At 59.3% G+C, this 21532-nt stretch carries 18 protein-coding genes and 1 tRNA gene; 13 read left to right on the forward strand and 6 right to left on the reverse strand.

Features of this window, described 5'->3' with window-relative positions; genetic code table 11:
- Nucleotides 1–380 precede the first annotated feature (380 nt).
- From BV034_RS06585 to BV034_RS06600, 4 genes are all read left to right on the forward strand, one after another.
- Nucleotides 381–812 (forward strand): hypothetical protein, encoded by a 432-nt coding sequence (locus BV034_RS06585; protein ID WP_050025345.1) that lies wholly within the window; start codon nt 381–383, stop codon nt 810–812.
- A 216-nt stretch (nt 813–1028) separates the two neighbouring features.
- Nucleotides 1029–1517 (forward strand): cytochrome c, encoded by a 489-nt coding sequence (locus BV034_RS06590; protein ID WP_081887612.1) that lies wholly within the window; start codon nt 1029–1031, stop codon nt 1515–1517.
- 4 nt (nt 1518–1521) lie between these two features.
- Nucleotides 1522–2280, forward strand: a complete 759-nt coding sequence (locus BV034_RS06595) for an SCO family protein (RefSeq protein ID WP_050025347.1) — start codon at nt 1522–1524, stop codon at nt 2278–2280.
- A gap of 259 nt (nt 2281–2539) precedes the next feature.
- On the forward strand, nt 2540–2914 hold the full coding sequence (locus tag BV034_RS06600; protein ID WP_081887613.1) for a heavy-metal-associated domain-containing protein: 375 nt from the start codon (nt 2540–2542) through the stop codon (nt 2912–2914).
- 182 nt (nt 2915–3096) lie between these two features.
- Here BV034_RS06600 and BV034_RS06605 read toward each other — a convergent pair whose 3' ends face one another.
- The 3 genes from BV034_RS06605 to BV034_RS06615 all read right to left on the reverse strand — a co-directional run bounded on the left by BV034_RS06605 (nt 3097) and on the right by BV034_RS06615 (nt 9974).
- Nucleotides 3097–3474 carry a hypothetical protein gene (locus BV034_RS06605; RefSeq protein ID WP_050025351.1) on the reverse strand — a complete coding sequence of 126 codons (378 nt, stop codon included), beginning with the start codon at nt 3472–3474 and terminating at the stop codon, nt 3097–3099.
- Between the two features lie 44 nt (nt 3475–3518).
- The gene (locus BV034_RS06610) at nt 3519–5006 is read right to left on the reverse strand and encodes an Hsp70 family protein (RefSeq protein WP_050025352.1); all 1488 of its coding nucleotides are present in this window, start codon (nt 5004–5006) and stop codon (nt 3519–3521) included.
- Between the two features lie 66 nt (nt 5007–5072).
- The gene (locus BV034_RS06615) at nt 5073–9974 is read right to left on the reverse strand and encodes an FHA domain-containing protein (RefSeq protein ID WP_081887614.1); all 4902 of its coding nucleotides are present in this window, start codon (nt 9972–9974) and stop codon (nt 5073–5075) included.
- A gap of 121 nt (nt 9975–10095) precedes the next feature.
- On the opposite strand from BV034_RS06615, the gene BV034_RS06630 reads away from it, so the two are divergent.
- Together BV034_RS06630 and ndk are read left to right on the forward strand one after the other, a co-directional pair.
- Nucleotides 10096–10908, forward strand: coding sequence for a hypothetical protein (locus BV034_RS06630; RefSeq protein WP_050025358.1), 813 nt, complete (start codon nt 10096–10098; stop codon nt 10906–10908).
- A gap of 74 nt (nt 10909–10982) precedes the next feature.
- Nucleotides 10983–11423 carry a nucleoside-diphosphate kinase gene (gene ndk, locus BV034_RS06635; protein WP_050025359.1) on the forward strand — a complete coding sequence of 147 codons (441 nt, stop codon included), beginning with the start codon at nt 10983–10985 and terminating at the stop codon, nt 11421–11423.
- Nucleotides 11424–11538: 115 nt separating this feature from the next.
- Here the strand turns inward: ndk and BV034_RS06640 are convergent, their stop codons facing one another.
- Nucleotides 11539–11952 (reverse strand): TM2 domain-containing protein, encoded by a 414-nt coding sequence (locus BV034_RS06640; RefSeq protein WP_050025360.1) that lies wholly within the window; start codon nt 11950–11952, stop codon nt 11539–11541.
- 358 nt (nt 11953–12310) lie between these two features.
- On the opposite strand from BV034_RS06640, the gene infC reads away from it, so the two are divergent.
- Nucleotides 12311–13114 carry a translation initiation factor IF-3 gene (gene infC / locus BV034_RS06645; protein ID WP_081887615.1) on the forward strand — a complete coding sequence of 268 codons (804 nt, stop codon included), beginning with the start codon at nt 12311–12313 and terminating at the stop codon, nt 13112–13114.
- A gap of 31 nt (nt 13115–13145) precedes the next feature.
- Nucleotides 13146–13850: a haloacid dehalogenase-like hydrolase gene (locus tag BV034_RS06650; RefSeq protein WP_050025362.1), complete on the forward strand. Its 705-nt coding sequence runs from the start codon at nt 13146–13148 to the stop codon at nt 13848–13850.
- A 92-nt stretch (nt 13851–13942) separates the two neighbouring features.
- Here BV034_RS06650 and BV034_RS06655 read toward each other — a convergent pair whose 3' ends face one another.
- A complete protein-coding gene (locus BV034_RS06655; RefSeq protein WP_050025363.1) occupies nt 13943–14725 on the reverse strand; it encodes a DUF1080 domain-containing protein in 783 nt (260 codons plus the stop codon).
- A 146-nt stretch (nt 14726–14871) separates the two neighbouring features.
- On the opposite strand from BV034_RS06655, the gene BV034_RS06660 reads away from it, so the two are divergent.
- Nucleotides 14872–14948 (forward strand) — tRNA-Met (locus BV034_RS06660).
- A 160-nt stretch (nt 14949–15108) separates the two neighbouring features.
- Complete coding sequence (locus BV034_RS06665; RefSeq protein ID WP_050025365.1) at nt 15109–16368, forward strand: tyrosine-type recombinase/integrase; 1260 nt, start codon at nt 15109–15111, stop codon at nt 16366–16368.
- Here the strand turns inward: BV034_RS06665 and BV034_RS06670 are convergent.
- Complete coding sequence (locus BV034_RS06670; RefSeq protein ID WP_050025367.1) at nt 16360–18939, reverse strand: hypothetical protein; 2580 nt, start codon at nt 18937–18939, stop codon at nt 16360–16362. The two genes, BV034_RS06665 and BV034_RS06670, sit on opposite strands and share 9 nt — an antisense overlap.
- 37 nt (nt 18940–18976) lie before the next feature.
- Between BV034_RS06670 and BV034_RS06675 the strand changes: the two genes are divergently transcribed.
- The 3 genes from BV034_RS06675 (at nt 18977) to BV034_RS06685 (ending at nt 21525) form a co-directional block, all read left to right on the forward strand.
- On the forward strand, nt 18977–19228 hold the full coding sequence (locus tag BV034_RS06675) for a hypothetical protein (RefSeq protein WP_050025369.1): 252 nt from the start codon (nt 18977–18979) through the stop codon (nt 19226–19228).
- A gap of 22 nt (nt 19229–19250) precedes the next feature.
- On the forward strand, nt 19251–19814 hold the full coding sequence (locus BV034_RS35800) for a hypothetical protein (RefSeq protein WP_050025371.1): 564 nt from the start codon (nt 19251–19253) through the stop codon (nt 19812–19814).
- 337 nt (nt 19815–20151) lie between these two features.
- The gene (locus BV034_RS06685; protein WP_265592711.1) at nt 20152–21525 is read left to right on the forward strand and encodes a DNA polymerase; all 1374 of its coding nucleotides are present in this window, start codon (nt 20152–20154) and stop codon (nt 21523–21525) included.
- Nucleotides 21526–21532: the final 7 nt, after the last annotated feature.

Raw genomic sequence — 21532 nt, forward strand, 5'->3', positions numbered from 1 at the left:
GAAGGAGGCTGTTTCCTCCACCCCTCCGAGGGGCTGGGTCATCCATCGGTGAGTGTGTAAGGGTACATGAAGTACACCTATTTTTAGGCATATATGGCTCAACATAAGCACTATATGTAAAATAGTCGTTAAATCGTCGTTTTTCGTAAAACCTCCAAAAAGGGTGTCGATGGTGTCGCAGAAGAGGGGGGCTCCTTGCGCCAGCTCCCGGCCGCCGCTCACGGCGGCAAATTGTCACGCCGCATCCTGCATGCGGTGACGCCATGCAAGCTATCAGGGTCCTGTTTTCCCTTGTAAAACAAGCCTCTACGGTCTGCCCAGGAGTCATAGGAAACAATCTGCAGCATCTCCGCACCCCCAGATCTTCTGTTGACGGTGTCATGTCGGCGGATCACCCTTCTCACGTTGTGAAGCGCCACCTGCAATCCCTGCTGTGTCTCCTCGCCGCCCTCCATCTGGTGGGCGGGCACTGGGGCGTCATGCAGATGGTGGCGTGGGCCCAGATGCTGCGGGACTATTCGCAGGATCGCAGCGTGGCTGAGGCGGTGATGGACACCTTTGACGGGGAACATCCCTGCCCGATGTGCCAGAAGATCAAGTCATGCCGTGCGGAAGAGGAAAAGCAGAAGCCTGCGTCCCTGCTCAAGATGGATCAGTCAGGATCCTGGTTGGTGACCTCTGTGGTGGCGCTGGATCTGCCTGAATCACCGTGGACTCCTGAAAACAGTCTGGTGGGGTTTGTCATCCCGCAACCGCTCGCTGCCCAGTACCTGGCCGCACCGGCCACCCCACCGCCCCGAGTGGACGTGTGATCCCCCGCGGCGATGTTGTCGGCTCCCTCGCAGGCTGAGCCGCGAGTGTCCGCACGCGATCCAGCACCAGTTCTCTGATCATCACTCCAGGCATCGTTGCCGTGCCTGAGGGATGAGGATGTTCTCCGGCGCTCGATGGAGCTCCGCGCATCTCCCTGCCCCTGAACCGCCATGCCCTGATGCAGGGCTGGTATCTCCAATCTTCTTTTCACTGATATGCCCCGTCCAAACTTCCTCAAGCTTTTCCCAGTCTTTCTCATAATTGTTATTACCTCATCCCGGTTGTGTGCCCAGGATCCGACGCTGGAGGCCCGCAAACAGACGGGGCAGCAAGTGTACTCCACGATCTGTCTGGCCTGCCATCAGCCAACGGGTGCGGGCATTCCCGGCATGTTTCCGCCCCTGGCAGGATCGGACTGGGTGGCAGCGAAGAAGCCTGACCGGTTGATCCGTCTGGTGCTGCATGGAGTGGCGGGGCCCATCTCGGTGAACGGCAAGCCTTTCCCGACCCCGGCACCCATCATGCCGCCGCAGAGCACGCTGACCGATGCGCAGGTGGCAGACGTGCTCACCTACGTGCGTGCCGCCTTTGGCAACGGGGCTGCAGCGGTGTCTGCCGCAGAAGTGGCGGCGGTGCGCCAGGCGGAGGCCGCGCGCCGTGCGCCCTGGACGGAGGCAGAACTCCTGAACATCCCCGCAGAGTAAGCTCATGAACCCAACCCTTGATTTGAAGGAGGGGGAGGACGGTGCTCCGCCCTTGCCCACGCCGGTGGCGGCTCCGCGACACGAGGCAAGCCGCCCTCCCATCCATCTGGGCGTGTTCTGGACCCTGATCGTCGGTATTTGTGCGGTGGTGGCGGGATTCTCCTGGTTGATGCACACCCATTTGCAGAAGAGGGGAGCCCGGCCCGAACCTCTCCCGCACTACCATCGACTGGGTGAGGCGTTGCAGGCGGTGGAGCGTGATGGCAAGGCCGTGAGCACGGCCTCACTGGAAGGCAAGGTGCGGGTGTTCGCATGTCTCTACACGGTGTGTCCTCATGGCTGTGCGGCCGTCATGGGGCAGATGCGGAAGCTGCATCTGGAACATGGCGATCGCAGTGATCTCCAACTGGTCTCCATGACGGTGCTGCCGGAGCGCGACACCCCGGAACTGCTCACCGCGTATGCAGAAAGCATGGGGGCGAGAGAGTCTGCTTCGTGGTGGTTCCTGAGCGGTCAGCAGGCCAGCCTCTGGGGCTTCATGACCCGGGGGCTGGGCATGAATGCTCCTGAGCCCATCCCTCCTGATGAGCGGTTGAATCCGCTGGATCTCTACCAGCACGACCTGCGGGTGGTGCTGGTGGACCGTGCCGGTTGGGTTCGCGGGTATTACGAAGTGTTTCACCCCCAGCCGGAGATGGCGGCCCTCTTCTGCGAGCGACTGGAAAATGATGTCCGCCGGTTGCTGGAGGATCGTGGGCTTTAGAACCTGTTTGGATAAAAACATCTGGGTGTGGCAGGTTCAATTAAGGGATTAAGATAAGAGAGGCTTCGCCGAGGCTGAGATCTACCCCTCCGGGTTGCGGTCCTTTTGAGCCTGGACGGCGTTGCTCATCGGTTGTGAATCTCGATTCACGCCCTCTTCGCGCCTTGTCCAGACTCAAAATGCCCCGCAACACACCCAGCGTTTTTATCCAAACAGGTTCTTAGGCCGCTGCGTCCTCAACCTTTTAAACCACTCAACGATGAAACTGAACAAGAAGACAGATATGAACCCGAATCCTACGACCCATCCATCACGTCGGTTTGCAATGTTTTGTGTTTCCCTGGCCTTTCTCCTGGTATCGGTCACAGGACTGCCGGCGGAGGACAAGGTGGTGTACACCTACGAAGGCCGGATCAGTGGCGTGTTCTGCAGTGCCTGCTCCGCCAAGGTCAAGGCGGCCATGGGCAAACTCGCGGGCGTGTCCACGGTCAAGATCAGTCCTGCCGAGGAACTCGGCGTGCAGGCCTTGAAGGTGCAGTCCACCTCTCCAGATCTCACCAAAGAAGCGGCCATTGCCGCACTCGGAGAAGCGGCGAAGGAGTTCACGATTCACCAGTTTGAGCGAAAGCCGTAGGTGCGGATGCTCCTTGGGAACGATGGGGCTGGCGAAGCTGGAATGGCGACAAGACGCATGCCTGGCAGGCGAAAGCGGCGTCTAACCGCCAGCACTCCAAGACACTGGCGTGTCGGTTGAACCTGCCAGGTGAAGCGGTGTCCCCCCACTTATCACCTTTCACTCTTAACTTTTTACTCCTTCTAAATCGGCCCAAAGACATTCTCCCGCACGGTCACAATGGCATCAAGCATCCGCTCTGCCTCGTGGCGGAGTTTGGGATCCAGGCTGCTGGCGGCCCGGTTGTAGCGACGGTAGAGCAGCGCCAGTCGCTGGCGGATCTCTTGCTTCGGCATTTTGGGGGCGATGCCGCAGATCTCCTCAGGGGTGGGACCGGCCAGGGTGGCTGGCTGAACGATGTCGATGAGCCGGGAGATGCGCTGCGGCTTGAAAACGCCATCGCCTGCGGGAAGAGCATCATCAGCCGCGGCTGCCGTGGCTCTCTTTTCCGCACGACGGATCGCGTCAGCCGTGAAGCTGTCCTTGATGGCTTTGAGGGATTTGAAGACGTTGTCAAACATGCAGGCAGATCGGAGGGAGGTGTGGGAGTCTTTGAAACTTCTAACTACTCGATGCGGAGCTGGCGGAGGGCCCGGCCGCGTTTCAAGAGCTCCTCTTCGGACAGGATGCCGGCACCGCGATAGCTCACGGCCACCTCCTGCGAACGTCCACTCTGCTTGTCCACCACCAGGGCCCGGACCCGCTGGTTTTCATCGTAGCTGTACGTCACTGCCACTTCGCAGCCGGCTGGGCGGTCGGGGGGCACTTCCAGGGTGATCTTGCCAATGACGTCAACAAACCGCGGATCGTCATCCTCCCCCTGGGTGATGTCCACCTCGATGAAGCGCTCATTGGCTTCTGAGGTCATGTAAACTTGCGTCTTGGAGCAAGGGATGGGGGTGTTCTTGGCGATGACGATGGAGTTGCGCACCGCTTCCTCACCGGTGGACGCATTCACCAGCATGGCCAGGGTGCCATAGCTCTGGTTGCACACCTCGCGAACATGAGAGGCCCTTTGGGCGAAGACGGCCGCTCCCAGGGCCACGGCTTCATCCACATTGCTGCAGGACTTGGGCTGCTTGCCAAAGAACTTCTCCAGCGCGGTCTTGACCTTGGGAATCCGGGTGCTGCCCCCCACCAGGACCACGTGATTGATGTCGGTGGGTTTCAATGACACGCCGTTCAACGCCTGCTCCACCAGCATGATGGAGCGCGTCAGCAGCTTGGAGACGGCTTTTTCAAAGGCCTCACGATGCAGCTCGATGCGCGCAATGCCGTTGATGTCGTTCCCGATGGTGTCCGTATAGCGCTGCAGCTTGCTGAGCATCTTTTTGGCATCTTCCGCCGCCTGCAGGGCACGACGACGCTGACGCTCGTCATTGAAGAGGTCGGCATTCACCTGCTGCCGGTACTGGTCGGCATAGAGCTCAAGCAGCATCTCATCGATGTTGGAGCCGCCCAGGTGCCGGGCACCTTCGGAGGTGAGGATCTGTATTTCCTCGTTCTGCACCTCCAGGATGGTCACATCCAGAGTGCCGCCGCCCAGGTCAAAGACCAGAATGCGGCCATTCACGTCCTGGGTGTGGGCGTAGTACACCGCGGCAGCCGTGGGTTCATTGACGAGGCGGCTCACCTTGATCTCTGCCATCTCTGCGGCAGCGATGGTGCTTTTGCGCGCCAGTTCGTTGAAGTTGGCCGGCACGGTGATCACCGCCTCGGTGATGTCTCCGATGAGGCGGGAGCAATCCCGTTTGAGCTTGGACAGGATGAGCGCGGAGATCTCCGCCGGGGTCCAGCGGCGGCCGTCCACCTCGACGTAATGGTCCGGGTCATCCATGTGCCTTTTGATCTGGTACACGGTGCGTTCCGGATCCCCACCGTCACGCGCGGCGCTGCCCACCAGGGTGATTTCCTCGTGCTGATCGAAGTACACGACCGAAGGCGTGAGGCGTTCACCGTCCCCATTGGGGACGATTTCAGGCTGGCCGTCTGGCCGCAGGTAGGCCAAACCTGATAGGGTAGTGCCGAGGTCAATGCCGACGAAGTCTGCCATGGGGGCTGCGTGCGCGTGCGCTCTGAGGATGGGGAGAAGGGCGGTGGGAGTGCCGCCCGGCAATTGCTACTCGCTGGAGGTTTTCACCTCCACTTTGCGGAGAACGATCTCGCGTCCGTCTCCCGGAGCGTAGAGGTATCCGGGCCGGTAGCTTTCCGCCACGCGGGTCTTTCCGGTGCCGCCCAGGTTTTCCACCACGTTGATGCGCTGGCGCAGGGCAATGTCCACTTCCGTGTCCGGGCGGACCTTGAACTCCGTGACACCGTGCTGGGCCAGTACATCCTCAAAGGAGGCCCGCAGGGTGCGCAGTTGCTGCGCGACACCGGCGGAGGCGGGTTCGCGCTCGTAACGTTGGATGAGATTGTCCAGGAGGTCGAGCCGCTTGATGACGTCACCCGCGAAGAAGATGACCGTCTGCTCTTCAGTATTGGAGGAGAGCTTGTTTTTGAGCTCTTCGTGTTTCTCCAGCAACTCCCGGTTGCGCTCCTTCATCCGTGACACGAGCTGGGACTCCTCGGCGCGAATCTCGTCGGAAAGCTTCTTCTTGATCTCTTCGGCATCGCGGCTGGCCTTGTCGAGATTCTTCTGCACCTCGGTCTCCACCTCCTCACGCTCATTCCGCAGCTGGTCCAGGCGCTGGTTTTCCTTTTTCACCGTTTCCTGGAGGCTGTTCAGCCTGACCTGCAGGGAGAGTTCCAGTTCGGAGAACTGGCTCAGCCGGGCTTCGGCGTCACGACGGCGTGCTTCTGCCTGGGAGGTGGCCTCCTGGAGAGAAAGAATCCGGTCGCTGCTCTGGGTGAGGGACTGCACGCGGTTCTCCGTCTCCAGCAGGCGTGACTGCGCTTCCAGCACGTCAGACTCATGGCCGGAATGTTGTTTCCTGAGCGCCTCGATGCTGGTGGTGAGGCCAGATTCCTCCTCCCGAAGTTGTTTGAGGTAGAGATCGTGTTTCTCAGACGCGTCCACGAGCAGTTTCTCGTGCTCCTGGATGCTGGTCTGCAGCTCGTTGAGCTTCTGGCCGGCCGTTGCTCCGGCATCCAGCACTTTTTGAATGCTCTGCTCCTGGTTCTCGATCGCACGCTGCAGGTCTGCGAGTTCGCGTTCCCGTCGCCCTTTCTCGTCTTCCAGCGCACGGTTCTGTTGCTCCATTTCTCCCAGCTTTTTCTGGGTATTGGCGGCCTCTTTGGCGAGGTTGAGAGACAGGCTTTCCGCCTCGCTGCGCTGGCCCAGCAGGGTTTGCAGCGTGGACTGGGCGGCGGTCATTTCAGCATTGAGCTCGGGCATGCCGGCTCGAATGGCTTTCTCCTCGTCAATGGTGGCCTGGAGCTTCCGCTCCAGTTGCACGAGTTCTGCCTCCTGGGTGTTGATCTGCGTGGCAAGCGTGTCTGCCTTTTGCTGCACATCCTGGAGCTGGGCCTCGCCCTTCTCCAGACGGCGGGTGTGATCCTCCATGCGTGACCGGCCCAGCTTCTCCTGCTCCGTCAGCGTGATGACCTCACGACGGAGTGTTTCACGCTGCATTTCCAGGTCCACGAGCTTTTTCTCCTCCGCGTCACGCTGCTTTTCAGCGGCTTTCAGCGAGGCCAGAGCCTGATGCAGACGTTCCTCAATCTTCTCCAGTTCGGCAAGCCGCTCATTGGCAGCGGCGACGCGGCCATACAGACTCTCCAGCGTGCGCTCGGCACTGCCGATCTCGCTCTTCTTCACCGCGAGGGAGGTGGTGAGCATCTGGATCTCGCTGCGAACGTCCACCGTCTTCGCGTCGAGCTGGGCGCGTTCAGTTCGGGAGCGCTGCAGTTCCCGGGTGGCGGTCTCCAGACCGGAGCGGGTGGATTCGAACTGCAGGCGGTCGGCCTCCAGATCTGCCTTGAGCTGGGAAGTGGCGGACTCTGCAGACTCTTTGTCAGAGAGAAGCTGGGCCAGCAGGCTCTGCTGCTCGGAAGTGTTCTGGTTCAAGGAATCCAATGTCTCGCGCACTGTCGCGAGCTTCTGCTCAGTATCGGCCTGTTCGGCGAGCTGCGCCTCCAGGGCGGCGGCCTGCCGTTGCAGATCTGCCAGACGGGAGTCGAGCTCGGCCACCTCATTCTTGCGGGTGCCAAGCACCAGCGTGGCGGACTCCGTCTCCAGATGGAGGCTTTCCAGGCGCTTCGTCTGGGTAATTTCCTCTTCGGTCATGCGGGCCAGGGCTTCCGCGAGGGTGCCGTGACGTCCGGTGACGTCTTCCAGTTCCTTGTTTCTGACGAGCGTCTGTTCACTCAGGGTTGCGTGCTCGAGGTGCTTCGTCGCGAGGTCCTCGTGCAGAGTGGTCGTTGCCTTCTCCGCCTCGTGTTTCTTCTGCTCTGCTTCTTCGAGTAGCTTCCTGGTCTCAGCCAGGCGGGTTTCCGCTTCTTTGTGCTCGGAGAGATGAATTTCCAGCTGGGCGGACTTTGCCAGGAGATCCTTCAGCACCGTGTCTGCGGAGATCCGTTTCTGCTCCAGCTCGTGGGAGAGTTTCTCGTGCTCGGCCTGCCGGTCGGTGAATCGTTGCTGCTGCTCCTTGGCGGAGGCATCCAGTTCCTCGTTCTTCTTGCGGGAGTCTTCTTGGGTGATTTGAAGGAGCTCGATGTTCTCCTCCAGGCTGGCCTGCTGCCGGGTGAGGGTCTGGACCAGCGTGTGTTGGGCCGTGCCACGCTCCAGCAGGGCCTTGAGCACCGTTTCCTTCGCGTCGCGTTGACCATTCAGCTCCAGCAGCTGGGACTCTTCTTTGGACCGCTTTTCGGTGATTTCCTCGAGCGCCTTGGTCGCAGCTTCCAGCTTTGACTCGGTGGCAGCGAGTTCGGCGAGCCGTTGATCAGCGCTTTCTTCTTTGGAGCGAAGGGTGGCAAGTTTCTCCTCGATCCGCTTTTCTTCGGCCTCCAGGTTCCCGATGGATTTCTCCAGGTCTGTCTTCTGGGCGGTGAGTTTTTCGCTGGTTTCTTTGGCCCGGGCGTTCTCTTCATCCAGCCGCTTGCGCGTGGACTGGAGTTCCGAGTTGAGCACCTCCACCCCTTGGCGGAGGGATTTCTCCAGCGCACCAGCCTCCTTGAGTGCCTGCTGCTTCTGGGCGAGTTGGGCCTCCAGGGCGGCGTGCTCCTCCTTGGTGACTTTCATGGCCGATTCCAAGCTGTTCAGCTCGGGGGAAGACGATGAAGCAGGGGGAGGGGAAACCTCAGGGAGGTCGCTTTTCTGGGATGGGGGAGCGAGGCTTTCGGGCTGGCTCTGGGATTCTTGGGAGGGCAGCGGGGAGACCACCTTTACCACCATGGTGTCTGAGGAAATCATACCATAGCGGGGCAGGCGTGCGCCCGCAGGGGCTGGAGGCGGTGCCGACGGACTCGTAGAGGCGGGCGGGGAAGATGGGACGGGAGCCGGAGCGGGGACAGGGGGCGCTGCCGGTGAGGAATTCTGCCCGGAGGCGGTGGCAGGTGCAGGTGGGACAATGGGCACAGGCGGTGAGAGGGGCTCCTCTACAGAGGCTGGCGGTGCCGGAGGGGCTGCGACGGCTGCTTCTGCCTCAATTTTGATAGGGGCAGGGGGTGCTGGAACCGGGGCGCTGGCGGGCTGAAGGGCCACGGGCTCGGTCCTGGTGGAAGGGGCGGCCTTTAGCACGGGTGGGGCCGGAGCCAGGGGGGTAACCGGAGCCGTAGCGGCGGTCACCACAGGCGCGGCCACCAGTACCGGTGCAGTCGCGGGGCTCACTTTGGCAACTGGCGCAGGAATGGTCACCTCCGCTTCAGGAGCGGGCTCTGGTGTGGGCTCGGGAACTGGCACGACAACCTGTGCAGGAGCAGGAGCAGGGCCAGCCGCTGGTGGAACGGGCCTACCTGGTACGGGGACTTGTGGGCCTTGGCCTTGAGAAGGGACCGGGGGGCGACCCGGTATGATGGGGCCTCCGGGGCGAGGGGCCTGCGGTCCTTGGACTGGGCCCGGCGGCCTGGCTCCGCCCACAGTGGGGCCGGTGGGCCCGGTAGGACGGATGGGGGCACCGGGGGGGCTCACCACTGGACGGGCTGCGGGGCCCACGGGAGCTGCAGGACCGGGGCGCTGGGCACCGGGTGGAGGGATGACGGGCTTGCCAGCTGGAGGCGGCGTGGGGCGTCCTGGCACCTGTGCCATCGGTTTTCCGGGCATCGGCGCGACCGGTTTCCCCGGGACGGGCATCCCAGGCTTTGCGGCAACGGGCGCTCCGCCGGGGGCAGGTGCGGCAGGCATGGCCGGGCGGCCAGGACCTGCGGCAGGCCCGGGTGGCAAGGGGCGGGGGCCGGCGTTCTGCCCCGGGATTGGTGCCCGGGGCATATTGGGAGCCGGGGGCAGATTGGGCCTCGGGGCTACTCCTCCGGCAGCTGCCAGATTCGGTGCAGGCGGTGTGGCGGCAGCAACAGCGGGAGGCGGAGTGAGGGTTGAGGGAGGGGGCGCAAGCGTAGGCGCGGGAACGGCGGCCGGAGCAGGCGTTGAGACGGCCGCAGGCTTGGCTTCAGTTTCCGTTGGGGCACTCTTTTCGGTCGCCCCATTCAGGACGGGCTGCCCGCCTGTGGGTGCGGACGCAGGGATAGGGATGAGTTGGGTGGAGCGATGGCCGCCTTCCAGGGTTTCGGCATCACGGCGCTTCTCCTCTGCTGAAGAGGTGCCTCCGCGGGCCTCTCGCTCACCACCTGGCAGCTTGGTGTCGCGGAACCGGGCTTCGAGATGGCCAAAGTTGACCTTGTCGCCAGGTTTGAGCTTGGCCCGCTCCACCCGTTCATCGTTGACGAACGTGCCATTGGACGAATTGAGGTCCACCACTTCGTAGAAACCGTCAGGCTGTCTGAGCAGTTCCGCATGGAAGCTGGAGATCCCCTCGTTTTCGATCAGGATTTCGTTTCGAGCGTTGCGCCCGAGGCTGAGCCGATCTTCGACCAGGTCGAAAATGAACTCGTTTCCGTTGTTGAGATTGAACGCCAGATAGGGCATGGGACACTGGGCTATGCGAAGAAGCCCATTTTTGGGCTGCGAGCTTGCTTAATGAAAGAAATCCAGCGGTGAGTCACTGGGTGACTCATTGAAAATGATCGTCACTCCGACTGCCAGAAAAATGAAATTTGGCTTTAATAATATCTCCGTACCGGGGCGGGTATCGAGCCTGCTCGTCTTCCTCTTCACCACTGTTCTTGTCGTTTCGGCTCAGGCGCAGAACCTTTCGCAGCCGCAACTGGAGCGCATCGGGCGCAGGATCTGGCAGAACGAATGCGCCGGGACCGTGGAGGGCCTCACCAGCTGGAACAAGGGGGAGTACTTCGCCTCACTGGGGATCGGACACTTCATCTGGTATCCCGCCGGAGTGCAGGGCCCGTTTGAGGAGAGCTTCCCGCCGCTGGTTCGCTGGCTCCAGCAAACCGGGGCTCCGGTCCCTCCCTGGCTGCTGAAGACTCCTGATTGCCCGTGGACCTCCCGCGAGGCGTTTGAGCAAGACCGCAACTCACCGCGGCAGAAGGAACTGCGAAATCTCCTGGCCAGAACGGTGGCCCAGCAGACCCAGTTCATCATCCACCGGCTCGCGGCGGCCACGCCGAAGTTCAAAGCGGCGGCTGGCAAGGCAGCCCCTCATGTGGAGCGGAACCTGGCGCTGCTCCAGCAGTCGGCGGCCGGCAATTTTGCGCTCATCGACTACGTCAATTTCAAAGGAGAGGGGCTCAACCCCAAGGAACGGTACAATGGGCAGGGCTGGGGGCTGCTCCAGGTGTTGATCGAGATGCGGCCGACGGATGCCGATGGGGCACCCGCGGCGTTTTCAGAAGCGTCCAAACGGGTGCTTACCCGGCGGGTGCAGAATGCTCCAGCAGAGCGCAAAGAGCAGCGTTGGCTGGAGGGCTGGAAGAATCGTTGCGAGGGCTACAAGTCCGCCTGAGGCGAAATCGCCCCAGAATCCCCCACGGCATCTTGCTTGACTCCCCGGATGCCTTGACCTAAACACTCCGCCCCATGGCCGAACAAACGACCCTCATCCTTCTCAAGCCCGACTGCGTCTCCAAAAATCTCTGTGGCGAAGTGCTCAAGCGCTTTGAAGGAGCCGGTTTCCAGATCCGTGGCCTGAAAATGCTTCAGCTTGATGACGCAGTCCTCGCTGATCACTACTCCCATATCGCTTCCAAGCCTTTCTTCCCGGATGTGGCTGACTTCATGAAGAAGACCCCGGTGGTCGCTCTGGCCCTCGCGGGTGAGAACGTCATCGAGCAGGTGCGTGCCCTCCTCGGGCCGACGGACTCCCGCAAGGCCGACAAAGGCACGATCCGTGGCGACTTCGGTGGCGACATGATGGTGAACGTGGCGCACGCCTCCGACTCCCCGGAAGCTGCCGCGGCAGAGCTCCAGCGCTTCTTCAAGGACGGCGAGATCTTCTCTTACACGAAGCTCACTGCCTGATTTCAGGCCGTCAGAGGCATGCATGCCCCTGGCCATCAATGATTTGAACGAAATACGGGCGGATGGCGTGAGCCATCCGCCCGTTGCGTTTCTTAGCTATCTAAAATGGGGTGAATCAGGCGGCTCCGGAAAGGAGCAGGCGGTTCCGCTCATCCACCTGCTGGTTCAGGGTGCAATAGTCCCAGGCATAGCCGAAGCCGACGAGTCCGCCCGTCAGCGCCCAGAGGATGCCGGTGACCCACTTGCCCATGTAGAAGCGGTGAATGCCAAAAATGCCCAGAAAGGTCTGGAGCACCCAGGCCACCGAGTAGTCGATGGGGCCGGACGTGAACTTCAGATCGGCCTCCCGGTCCATCTTGGGGATCAGGAACAGGTCAACGATCCAGCCAATGAGGAAGAGGCCGAAGGTCAGCATCCAGATGATGCCGCTGACCCGCCGCCCATAATAGAAGCGGTGGGCGCCAAAGAAGCCAAAGATCCATAGCAGATAACCAACGGTTTTGCTGTGTGTACTGGAGGTGGTGTTCATTGAGGGGTTTGCAGAGTTGTCTGCGGCATCAATTTAGTGCACCAACGCGATGAACCCAACCGAAACTGGTCAGGATCGAACACGACAGAAAATTCACCTTGCCTTCTTGAGGAATGAGCGTATCCCTACCTGTCTGGCACATAAGGGCGTATTTGACTCGGCCCGCCAGGGATTTTTCTTCAGCATGTCGTCCAACATTTCGTTTCGCCGCAGCCTCATCCGTTTTGTACAGGGTGTGAAAGAGTTGTCGGCTCGCGTATGTTAAGTGTGTTCCGTATGGTACCCACTGCGTTCATGCCCGTATGCTTTGGCATCCATGTTGGATGTCTTTTTGCCCTAAACTCACCGGAGGTGCGTCATCAACCCTAGCTTCAATAACAGACCACGACCAGGCTTCAACCGTGGAGGCCGGTTCCAGGACCAAACCCGCGTCAACGACCGTATTCGGTCTCCCAAAGTCCGTGTCATTGACGGTGCTACCAACCAGCAGCTCGGCGTGTTGCCGACTGGCCAGGCGGTTCGCATGGCCAAGGAACGCGGGATGGACCTCGTGGAGATCTCCGCTTCTGCCGATCCACCGGTCTGCAAGATCGTGGACTACGGCAAGTACAAGTACGAGCAGGAGAAAAAGAAGAAGGAGTCTGCCAAGGCCCAAAAGGGTGGAAAGCTGAAGGAACTCAAGTTCCGCGTCGGCATTGATCCGCACGACTACCTCATCAAGATCGCCCACGGCGAGGAATTCCTGTCCGAGGGCAACAAGGTCCGCGTCCAGCTCCAGTTCAAAGGTCGCCAGATGGCGCACCAGGAAATTGGATTCCAGCTCGCCAGACGCATCCGCGAAGATCTTCTGACGATGGGCCACGTGGACCAGGATCCGAAGATGGCTGGCCGTAACATCAACATGCAGATCTCCCCGTTGCCCGAAAAGCAGCGTCAGCGGAAGTTCGCCAACTTCAAGCATGGGAAGTTCCTTGACCCTGAGGAAGAGGACAACACCCATGAGGAGCATCATGAGGATGACCACGCCCATGATGAGGTGGAAGGCTCCAATGGCGACGCTCCTACGGGCGAAGCCCCCGCTCCCGCGCCTGCGCCCAAGCAGAACGGCACCAAGGCGAAACCTCGTCTGGTGATCGATCCGTCCAACGTGGATTCGGCGTAGTCTTGAACAGAACCCAGTGGAGCCAGCCAGCATGAGCGGAAGCCCAGAGCATCGGCTGCTCCTTTTTGATATCGACGGCACCCTGCTCGACACTGGTGGGGCAGGTGCCGGAGCCCTGCTGGATGCCGCCGAGGAGGTCCTCGGCGTCCGGCGGGAGGATCTCCCGCCTCTGGATCTGGCGGGCGCGACCGATGGCGGCGTGATCCGCAAGCTCTTTGCGGATGCAGGTCAGCCCTTGCAGCCTGATCGCGCGGAGGCCTATTACGCCTCCTACCTCGGGCATCTGCAGCGCCGGGTGCGGCACGAGGAGTTTGCCGGGCGGTTGCTGGGTGGCGTGGTGGACCTGCTTGCCCAGGTGGGCCAGGAAGATCGCTTCTCCGTCGGATTGCTCACGGGCAACATTCGTCGGGGCGCAGTGATCAAGTTGGAGCGCTTCGGCATTCATGGTCACTTCCTGGATGGCGGCTTTGGGGATGATGGCGAAGACCGCAATCATCTCGGTCCCGTGGCGGTGCGCCGTATGGCCCAGGCCGCGCAGCGGCATTTCACTCCGGAGCAGGTCATCGTGATTGGCGACACCCCTCGCGATGTGGCTTGTGCCCACGCTATGGGGGCACGTTGTCTGGCGGTTGCCACAGGCAAGTTTGACCACGCCTCGCTGCAGTCCCTCGGAGCCTGGCGGGTCGAGGAAAATCTCCACGATGCCGCGAGGTTGATCGAGGCGTTTGCCGCCTGAGGCGTCGGCATCAGGGCGCAAACACAAAAAATCCCGGACCCTTTGATGGCCCGGGATTTGAGGTCAGAGAAGATCAGCGCTGAATCTCCTGATCAAGGCAGCGGACGCACCCAGTAGTTGCGCACGCGCACTGGCGGATCGTTCTTGTGGTCCTGCAGGCGGACCGGGGCTTTCTCCGGGAACTCACCATCGTAGTTGGTGATGTTCTTGTGTTTGGTGGGTCCCATGATCTTGGTGTGCACCTGCACGCAGACGCCGTTCACAAACGTGGTGACGTAGGCGGGCTCCACTACCTTGCCGTCCTTGAGTTTGGGCGCGGTGAAGATGATGTCGTAGGTCTGCCATTCACCAGCAGGGCGCACCGCATTGACGAGCGGTGGCGTCTGTCCGTAGATGCAACCCGTGACGCCATCGGCATAGGTGGGGTTGTTGTAGCAATCCAGCATCTGGCTCTCATAGCGATCCATGAAGAACACGCCGGCGTTGCCTTTCTTCTGGGAGTTGCCCTTGGTCTCGGGGGCGCTCATCCACTCGATGTGAAGCTGGCAGCTCGCGAACTGCTCCTTGGTCCAGCAGTCGCCGCCAGCAATGAGGAGTTCACCGTTCTCGACCTTCCACGGGCAGGGCTTGCCATCCTTGCTCACCAGGGCGTCCGTGCTGCCGCCATCAAAGATCACCACCGCATCAGCCGGAGCGCTGGCATTCGTCTTGCCAGGGGCCACCACAGGCGGGGCTGGGCGCTTGATGTCATGCACCCGCCATTCCGTGCCAGGAATGATCGGCGTGTCTTCGTAGCCAATGGGAGAGGGCTTGTCTTCGCCATGGCAGGCCGCGGCAAAGATCGCGAGGAGGGTGAGCGCTGGTAGCTTCTTCATGTGTCAGGGAGTGGTGGATCAATAGTGTCTTGAGTCTTCGGTGATCGGGCAACACGCGGAGATGATGCGGGACCAGAAAGATAATCGTAAACTGTTGCATATTCCTCTTGCAACAAGCGGATTGTGAACGACTATGCACTTCCAATCGCGGGGTGGAGCAGCCCGGTAGCTCGTCAGGCTCATAACCTGAAGGTCACAGGTTCAAATCCTGTCCCCGCAACCAATTTCAAGTCCTTCAAAATCAGCGGTCTGCAAAGACCGCTGATTTTTTTTGGCTACCGCCCCAAACGGGGCGTGTGCCTAGGAAATCACGCTGCGTGTGCCCTGAACCGGCACTTCATTTTCCGGAAGGAATTTGCCTGTGCCCTTTCCCGAGCACAGACATGGCATCCAAGTTCCTCCGCCGCCAGAAATGGTGGGTCAAATTTCGTCATCCTCGAACCGGGCATTTGTTCCGGGAGAGCCTGCAAACGCATGATGCGGTGCGGGCCGAACTGATGCGCGCCCGCATCGAAGTTCAGCTCCAGCTGCTGGAGCCGAAGTTCCTCAATGTGGAGCTGCCCCAATCCCTCGCGAGCCTACTCGACTGCCCGGCCGTCGCGGGTTCTGAGACCCCAATGCTGGAGGCTCCTCTCCCGCAGCCGACAAAGGCAGGCCCTGCGCAAGAATCTCCCACTGAGAAACCTCGAACCACCGTGGATGAGGCTGTGGCCGCCTACCTGCGTTTTGTTCGTTCCGAGAATGCCTCGGCCCACGTCTCCAACAAGGTATCCATTTTCAGACGCTTCTTGGGTGACAAGCGAATTGAGGCCATGGGCGGACCTGCACGGGTGAAAAACTGTGCCCGAAAAGCTTCCTCCACCGAGGGAGCCATCGTGAAGCCCTTTTTCACCGGGACGTATCTGGACGAGATCACACCTGCTCTGGTACAGGAGTTCATCGAAGGATTGGGTGTGGGGCGCGATACCATGCGCCACTATCGGCAGTGCTTCCATCACTGGTTTTCGTTCTGTCTGAAGTTTGATCTGTACCACCCGACGAACTGGCATCGGCCCAACCCGATGTCCGGGCTGTCCAGCTATGTGACGCGCAATCGCCAGATCGACTTCCTCACTCAGGACCAGATCCAGGCGCAACTCTCTGCGCTGCATGAGCACCCGACAATACGGATGGCCGTCGCGGTGATGATCTATGCCGGACTGCGACTCTCGGAAACGCTCTGGCTGACCAGAGACTCCATTGCCCCGGACTTCAGTTTCCTCTCAGTCCGCAACCGTGCTGACAAGGATGCTGGCGTGGACAGTTCCCTGAAAACGGGTGAGCGTACCGTCACGATCCTGCCGACTTTGCGTCGTGAACTGGAACTCTATGTGAATCGTACTGAGGGCACTTGGCTGTTTCCCAAGTCCGGGGGAGGTCGCTGGCGTGCCGATACCTTCGGTGCCAAGCTTCGCACATTGAACGAGAAGCCTCAACTGCCCTGGACGTGCCTCGCATTTCGGCACACCTTTGCCACCCAGCGCGCTGCGGAAGGCTGGCCGCTCTTCCGCATCGCCAAGGAGATGGGCAACAGTGTGGCAGTTGTGGAGAAGTACTATGCGGGTTTCATTCGCCCGGTTCAGCTCCAAGACGGATCAAGGTGAGCTTGATTTCAGCTTTTCGAACGCAAGTCTGATCTGACTGGTCTTCTCGACTATTAATCTGGAACTCTTGCCGATTCGCAGGGCTTCTCGCACTGTTGCTTGCAGGGCCTGTCCGAAAGAAGAATCGGCCAAGTTTTCGATGATTTCGGCCCATTCAGCAGGGCTGAGGAGATTCGCCAGTTCGACGAACTCTGCGGCCGCCATGGTGTTTGCGGGATGCGTTGTCAGTGCTCCGATGAGATCTTTGGCATCCTCTTCGTCGTGGGGTTCCAATACAGACTCAGCCGGAGTAGAATGTAGCGCGTCGTCGAAGCTCAAGTGCGTTTTGTGAGACAATAGCTTCCCAAGGATATGTCGACTAAGAAACGCCTTCCATCTTGTATGGAGACTCTTTTCAGATTCGGCAAAATAGGGGGCCAAATCCAGGCCTCCCTGAATTTGTCGCTGTACGTTCTCGATGGTGTATCTGCTGATCCTGTGTGCCCCCTCACCGAAAGACTTCAATGCATCGCTTACCGCAGCTTCGATCTCCGACCAGCGGTTAGTGGCTTCCTTTCTGAGGCTTTTGTCAATGGCTAGCAGAACCTGCTTTTTGCCATGTGGCGTTTTGGTGTTGTAATGGTTCGCTATGCTTTCGCAAACAAGCTGGCTCCACTTCACTTCCAGCAAGTCGATCTCCGACCTTATTTCCTTTTCAATTCCAAGCAGGAGCAGATCGGCATCTAGATCCAACAATACGTTCCCGAAACTTTCATTGGACCTTGCATTGGGATTATGATTTCTATGCGGCTTGCCCCCGTTCTGCCCAAGAATCGGCAGTCGGTCGTGGAAAAAGCGACGTCCGAATTCCATCGTCTTGAACTCCTCTGGAGTGACTTTGCCGTCGTGGAAGGTCCAGTGGGAGGGACAAGGCTCGTATTTGATGAAACCAAGCGTTTCATGGGCGAATCCCGTAGACAGCTGTGATCCAAGTTCCTCTACAAACTCCTGTTGCTTGAGGAAAATGTGTAGAAGATAATCGCCGTACCAATTCCGTTCGACAGCTTCAAAGATTGCCGCGGGCAATATCGGCGCGCTAAACACGAAGTACGTGGTTTCGACTCCGTCTTCAAAAATCACTTTCCGGAAAACACCATTTTCGCGGTATAGCTCCTTGTCAGCGGCCCCGACATTAAGTTCCACCGATGGGGGACCAAGCTGGTGACGTGGAATAAGCACGAACGGAGTGCTGCAGTCGAGGGAGTTCGCCCTTGAACCTAGCAGCATCGGCCCGAGCATGCGTGACCCCAGTTGCAGCCCGACTTGTCTGTTCGAATACTTTAAGCGAAGGGATCGAACCGATTCCCGAAGGTTCTTCCTGAGCTGACGGGCCATTTCGTCAGGATTCCGGCCTGCTTTAGCAGTCTCCAGCTTTATTCCTAGGTGCGGAAGTACATGAAGGGCCATTTGAATGCGATTCGAATCCGCTGGATCTTGAACTACTTCGACTCGAGGTCGCAGCGAAACTTCCTTCCAGTCAAATTCATCACGCCATGTGAGCTTTGCCCGCAGTTTTTCGTCCAGTTCAAACATCGCTCCATATGCGGCATGGTAGTAGCGGTGGAAGTCGAGTTGTCGGGCTAGTTTGAGCATCTGATCCAAGTCCAGATCCCACCAGAATCCGCCGTGAAAACGGTCTGACCGCCATATCTGGATTGTACGTTCAAGAAGACTTAGCCAGGGAAGAAATGCCGCTCCGTTCCAAAGAGGCCGCAGTTCTGTCAGCGTGTTCTCCAGTGTTCGAAGCAAATGATAAGGCCTTGCGAAAAAGATAAGATTCTCATTCATGTCCCACGTCACCGCAGTTCCACACCATGTTCGCAACGATTCGATTGCTGTTCTGCCTGAGCACAACGCAATTAGATTTACCTGAGTGGGGATGACGCCGGGCAAACTCGCATTTTTTGAGATCTCCAAAACAGACGACTTCTCCTTGCACTTCCTGAATGCTTCATTGCAGGATTTAAACAATGCTGAAAAGCAATGGTCGGATGATGTCCAGGGCTTAGTCTGGGGTCTGGCTTCGTAAGCCTTGAGCAATTTCTTCTTGGTAAGGTGGAGGAGCTGGTTCGTGTCATCGGCGGTTTCCGCTCTTGAGCTGACCACTGCAAGCACCACGACGATCTCGTCTTTTGAAATGCTGAGATGGGTGATGTCCAAAATGTCGGGCAAGTTGCGATTTGAGCTAAGCAACCATTCTACAAGGGTGTTGAAGCCTCGTCTCCCGGGGGCACCTTGGGGCTGCTCTTGGAATGCCGTCATTCGTTGCTGCTTCCATCGTTCGATATACTTGCCGACACCTAGCTGGCGAAGTTCCGCTAGGATATTGCTGATGTTGGATTGACCAACATTGAACCGACTGGCTATGACGTTACGAGGTTCTCCCGACAAGAGGCTTGAGACAATCGCGACCCTGCGCTGCTGAGTGGGAGACAGGAACTCGGCGGCGTGCGCTGCGATAGACTTCAGCTCCTCTCGCTCGTTGTCGTTCACCGAGATTGTGACGGTGGCACTAGCGGGTTCAGACTTCATTTTTTAGGCTGAGTTTGCCGGAGATCTTTGTCAACGGATGAAAAATACCAACTCCACGAGCTGGACCGCTGCTGAGATCGCCCTGCGCTGGGCGGTGCACCCCGCTTCAGTACTTCGGATCATGCGGCGGTTTGGAATTGCCGGCGCCAAGTTCGGCACCTCCCGGCAGTCTGCCCGACGCTTCTCGGCTGAAGAGCTCAAGTTGGCGGAATCCTATGCCCAGTTGAACAACACTACCCAAGCTAATCATGCAAAACACGACACCACCTCTGACTGCAAACAATCCTGACCTCGCGTCCGTCCTCTCGCAGATGCCCTCTGCCCCTCTGGATCCTCTCGATCTCACTGCCTTTCGTCTCGAAGCGACCATCAGCGATGGTGTCGCAAAGAAGGTGCTCACAGTGCTACCGATTCGCAAGCCAGCGAAAGACTCGTTCGTCCGTACGCACCTTGACCCGCAGTGCTGGATGGTTTTCGGACTCATCGAGCTTCAAGAAACCAGCCGGATCTATCTTGTCGATCCGAAGATTGTACCTGCACTCCAGGAAAGGGGGGAGGCCACCTTCTTCCGGGCACACCTTGTCCTGACTGTCGATCGGAAGGGAAACCCGTTCCTGTGGCCGCTAAAGTTTTCCGCACAGGACAACATTTGGCATATTTCGGCGCGGGGGGCGGCGGAAAAGGCCCGTGAAAAGTGGGTGCGGGTTACTTCCAACAGAGCTGCGGGGTGCTATGACGCGGCTGTTGCGGAGAACCAGGACGCAGAGCCTCTGTGGCCTGACATGGAGTACAAGGAACTCCTGCGTCTGGCTTTCGGAAATCGGACCATCAACTCTCTGGAGCATCCGGTGCTTCTCGAACTTCGCGGTGCTTGATATGAAGATTTTCCTTGTGGATTTCGAGTACAGCGCACCTGAAGGTTTCATGCCGAGGCCGATCTGCATGGTTGCTCGGGAGTATTTCTCTGGGGAGACTGTCAGGTACTGGCTCTGGGATTGTCCGCCCAAGGACTGTCCTATCCCCACTGGGCCTGACGTCCTCTATGTTGCTTATCTTGCGAGTGCGGAACTGGGATGCCACCTGGCACTTGGCTGGCAAATGCCAGTCCACGTTCTGGATCTCTACGCTGAGTATCGGTGGATGATTTCCGGGCGCAGGCCCTTTGCAGGCTACTCTCTGTTGGGAGCCCTCCAGTCATTCGGACTGGGCGGCATGCCCGCCGTCGAGAAGTCCTCGATGCGGGAACTCGCCATCAGGGGTGGCCCATACAGTTGTGAGGAGCAACAGCTTCTGCTGAAATACTGTGAATCTGATGTGATTGCTTTGACTCAGCTACTGCACTGCATGCTGCCCCATCTCAATCTCGCTCTTGCCGTCATTCGTGGCCGCTATATGTCGGCAGTCGCCAAGGTGGAAAGGACCGGGGTCCCGATCGACTACGCTTTGTTGAACGCGATCCAGGCGCGTTGGAGGGAGCTAATGCTTGGCCTTGTGGAGAAAATGGACCGGGACTACGGAGTGTATGAAGGCACGACCTTCAAGACGGAGCGATGGGCCAAGTGGTGCTCCGCCGCCGGCATCTGTTGGCCCAAGCTGCCAAGTGGAGAGTTGGATTTGAAGCGGGAAACGTTCCGGAAAATGGGAGTGTTACACCCCCAGGTCTTGCCTATGTACGAACTGCGGACGACTCTGGCGGAACTTCGGATCAATAAACTGGCCGTCGGGCCAGACCAACGTAATCGCTACCTCGTGGGCGCTTTCGGAACGAAAACCGGTCGCAATGCGCCCTCGAGCACGAAGTCGATATTCGGACTGTCTCGGTGGATCAGGCACCTGATAAAGCCCCGTGAAGGCATGGCATTGGCCTACATTGACTGGTGTCAACAGGAACTGGGGATTGCCGCATTGCTTTCAGGAGACCGGGTGATGCAGGAGGTCTACAATTCTCATGACCCTTATCTGGCTTTCGCCTCATTGGCCGGAGCCGTACCGAAGACCGCCACCAAAGGGAGTCATCCTCGTGAACGTGGGATCTACAAAGTGGCTTCCCTTGCAGTACTAATGGGAATGGGGACAGAGGCGCTGGGGGAGGCCACGGGGACTTCTGGCGCAATGGGGGCGAGATTGCTCAGTCAGCACAAGGAAAAATTTTCTAAATTCTGGGAGTGGTCCGACGGTCAGGTTGACCGGGCGACGATGGGAGAGACGTTGCAGAGCAACTATGGGTGGCAACTGCACCCAGAAATGGATGGACCTACCACCTTCCGGAACTTTGGTCTACAGGCGAACGGGGCCGAAATGCTTCGGATCGCTGCGATGGCGATTACCGAGCGCGGAATAAGCCTTTGCGCCCTGGTGCACGACGCTCTGTTGATTGAGGCACCTTTGGACGAAATCGACGCTGTGGTTGCAGACGTGAAGGCTTGCATGGCCTCTGCCAGCCGCGCTGTGCTCGGGGGTTTTGAACTTGATACGGAGGCTTACGTCATTCGTTGGCCGAACCGATTCTGCGACGAGCGCGGCGCGAAAATGTGGGAGACAGTGATGGAACTCCTCGGTGCCAATGACTCACCTGCTCCAGTTTGAAACTTGA

The sequence above is a fragment of the Verrucomicrobium sp. BvORR034 genome, from assembly GCF_000739635.1.
In the GTDB taxonomy this organism is placed as follows: Bacteria; Verrucomicrobiota; Verrucomicrobiia; order Verrucomicrobiales; family Verrucomicrobiaceae; genus Verrucomicrobium.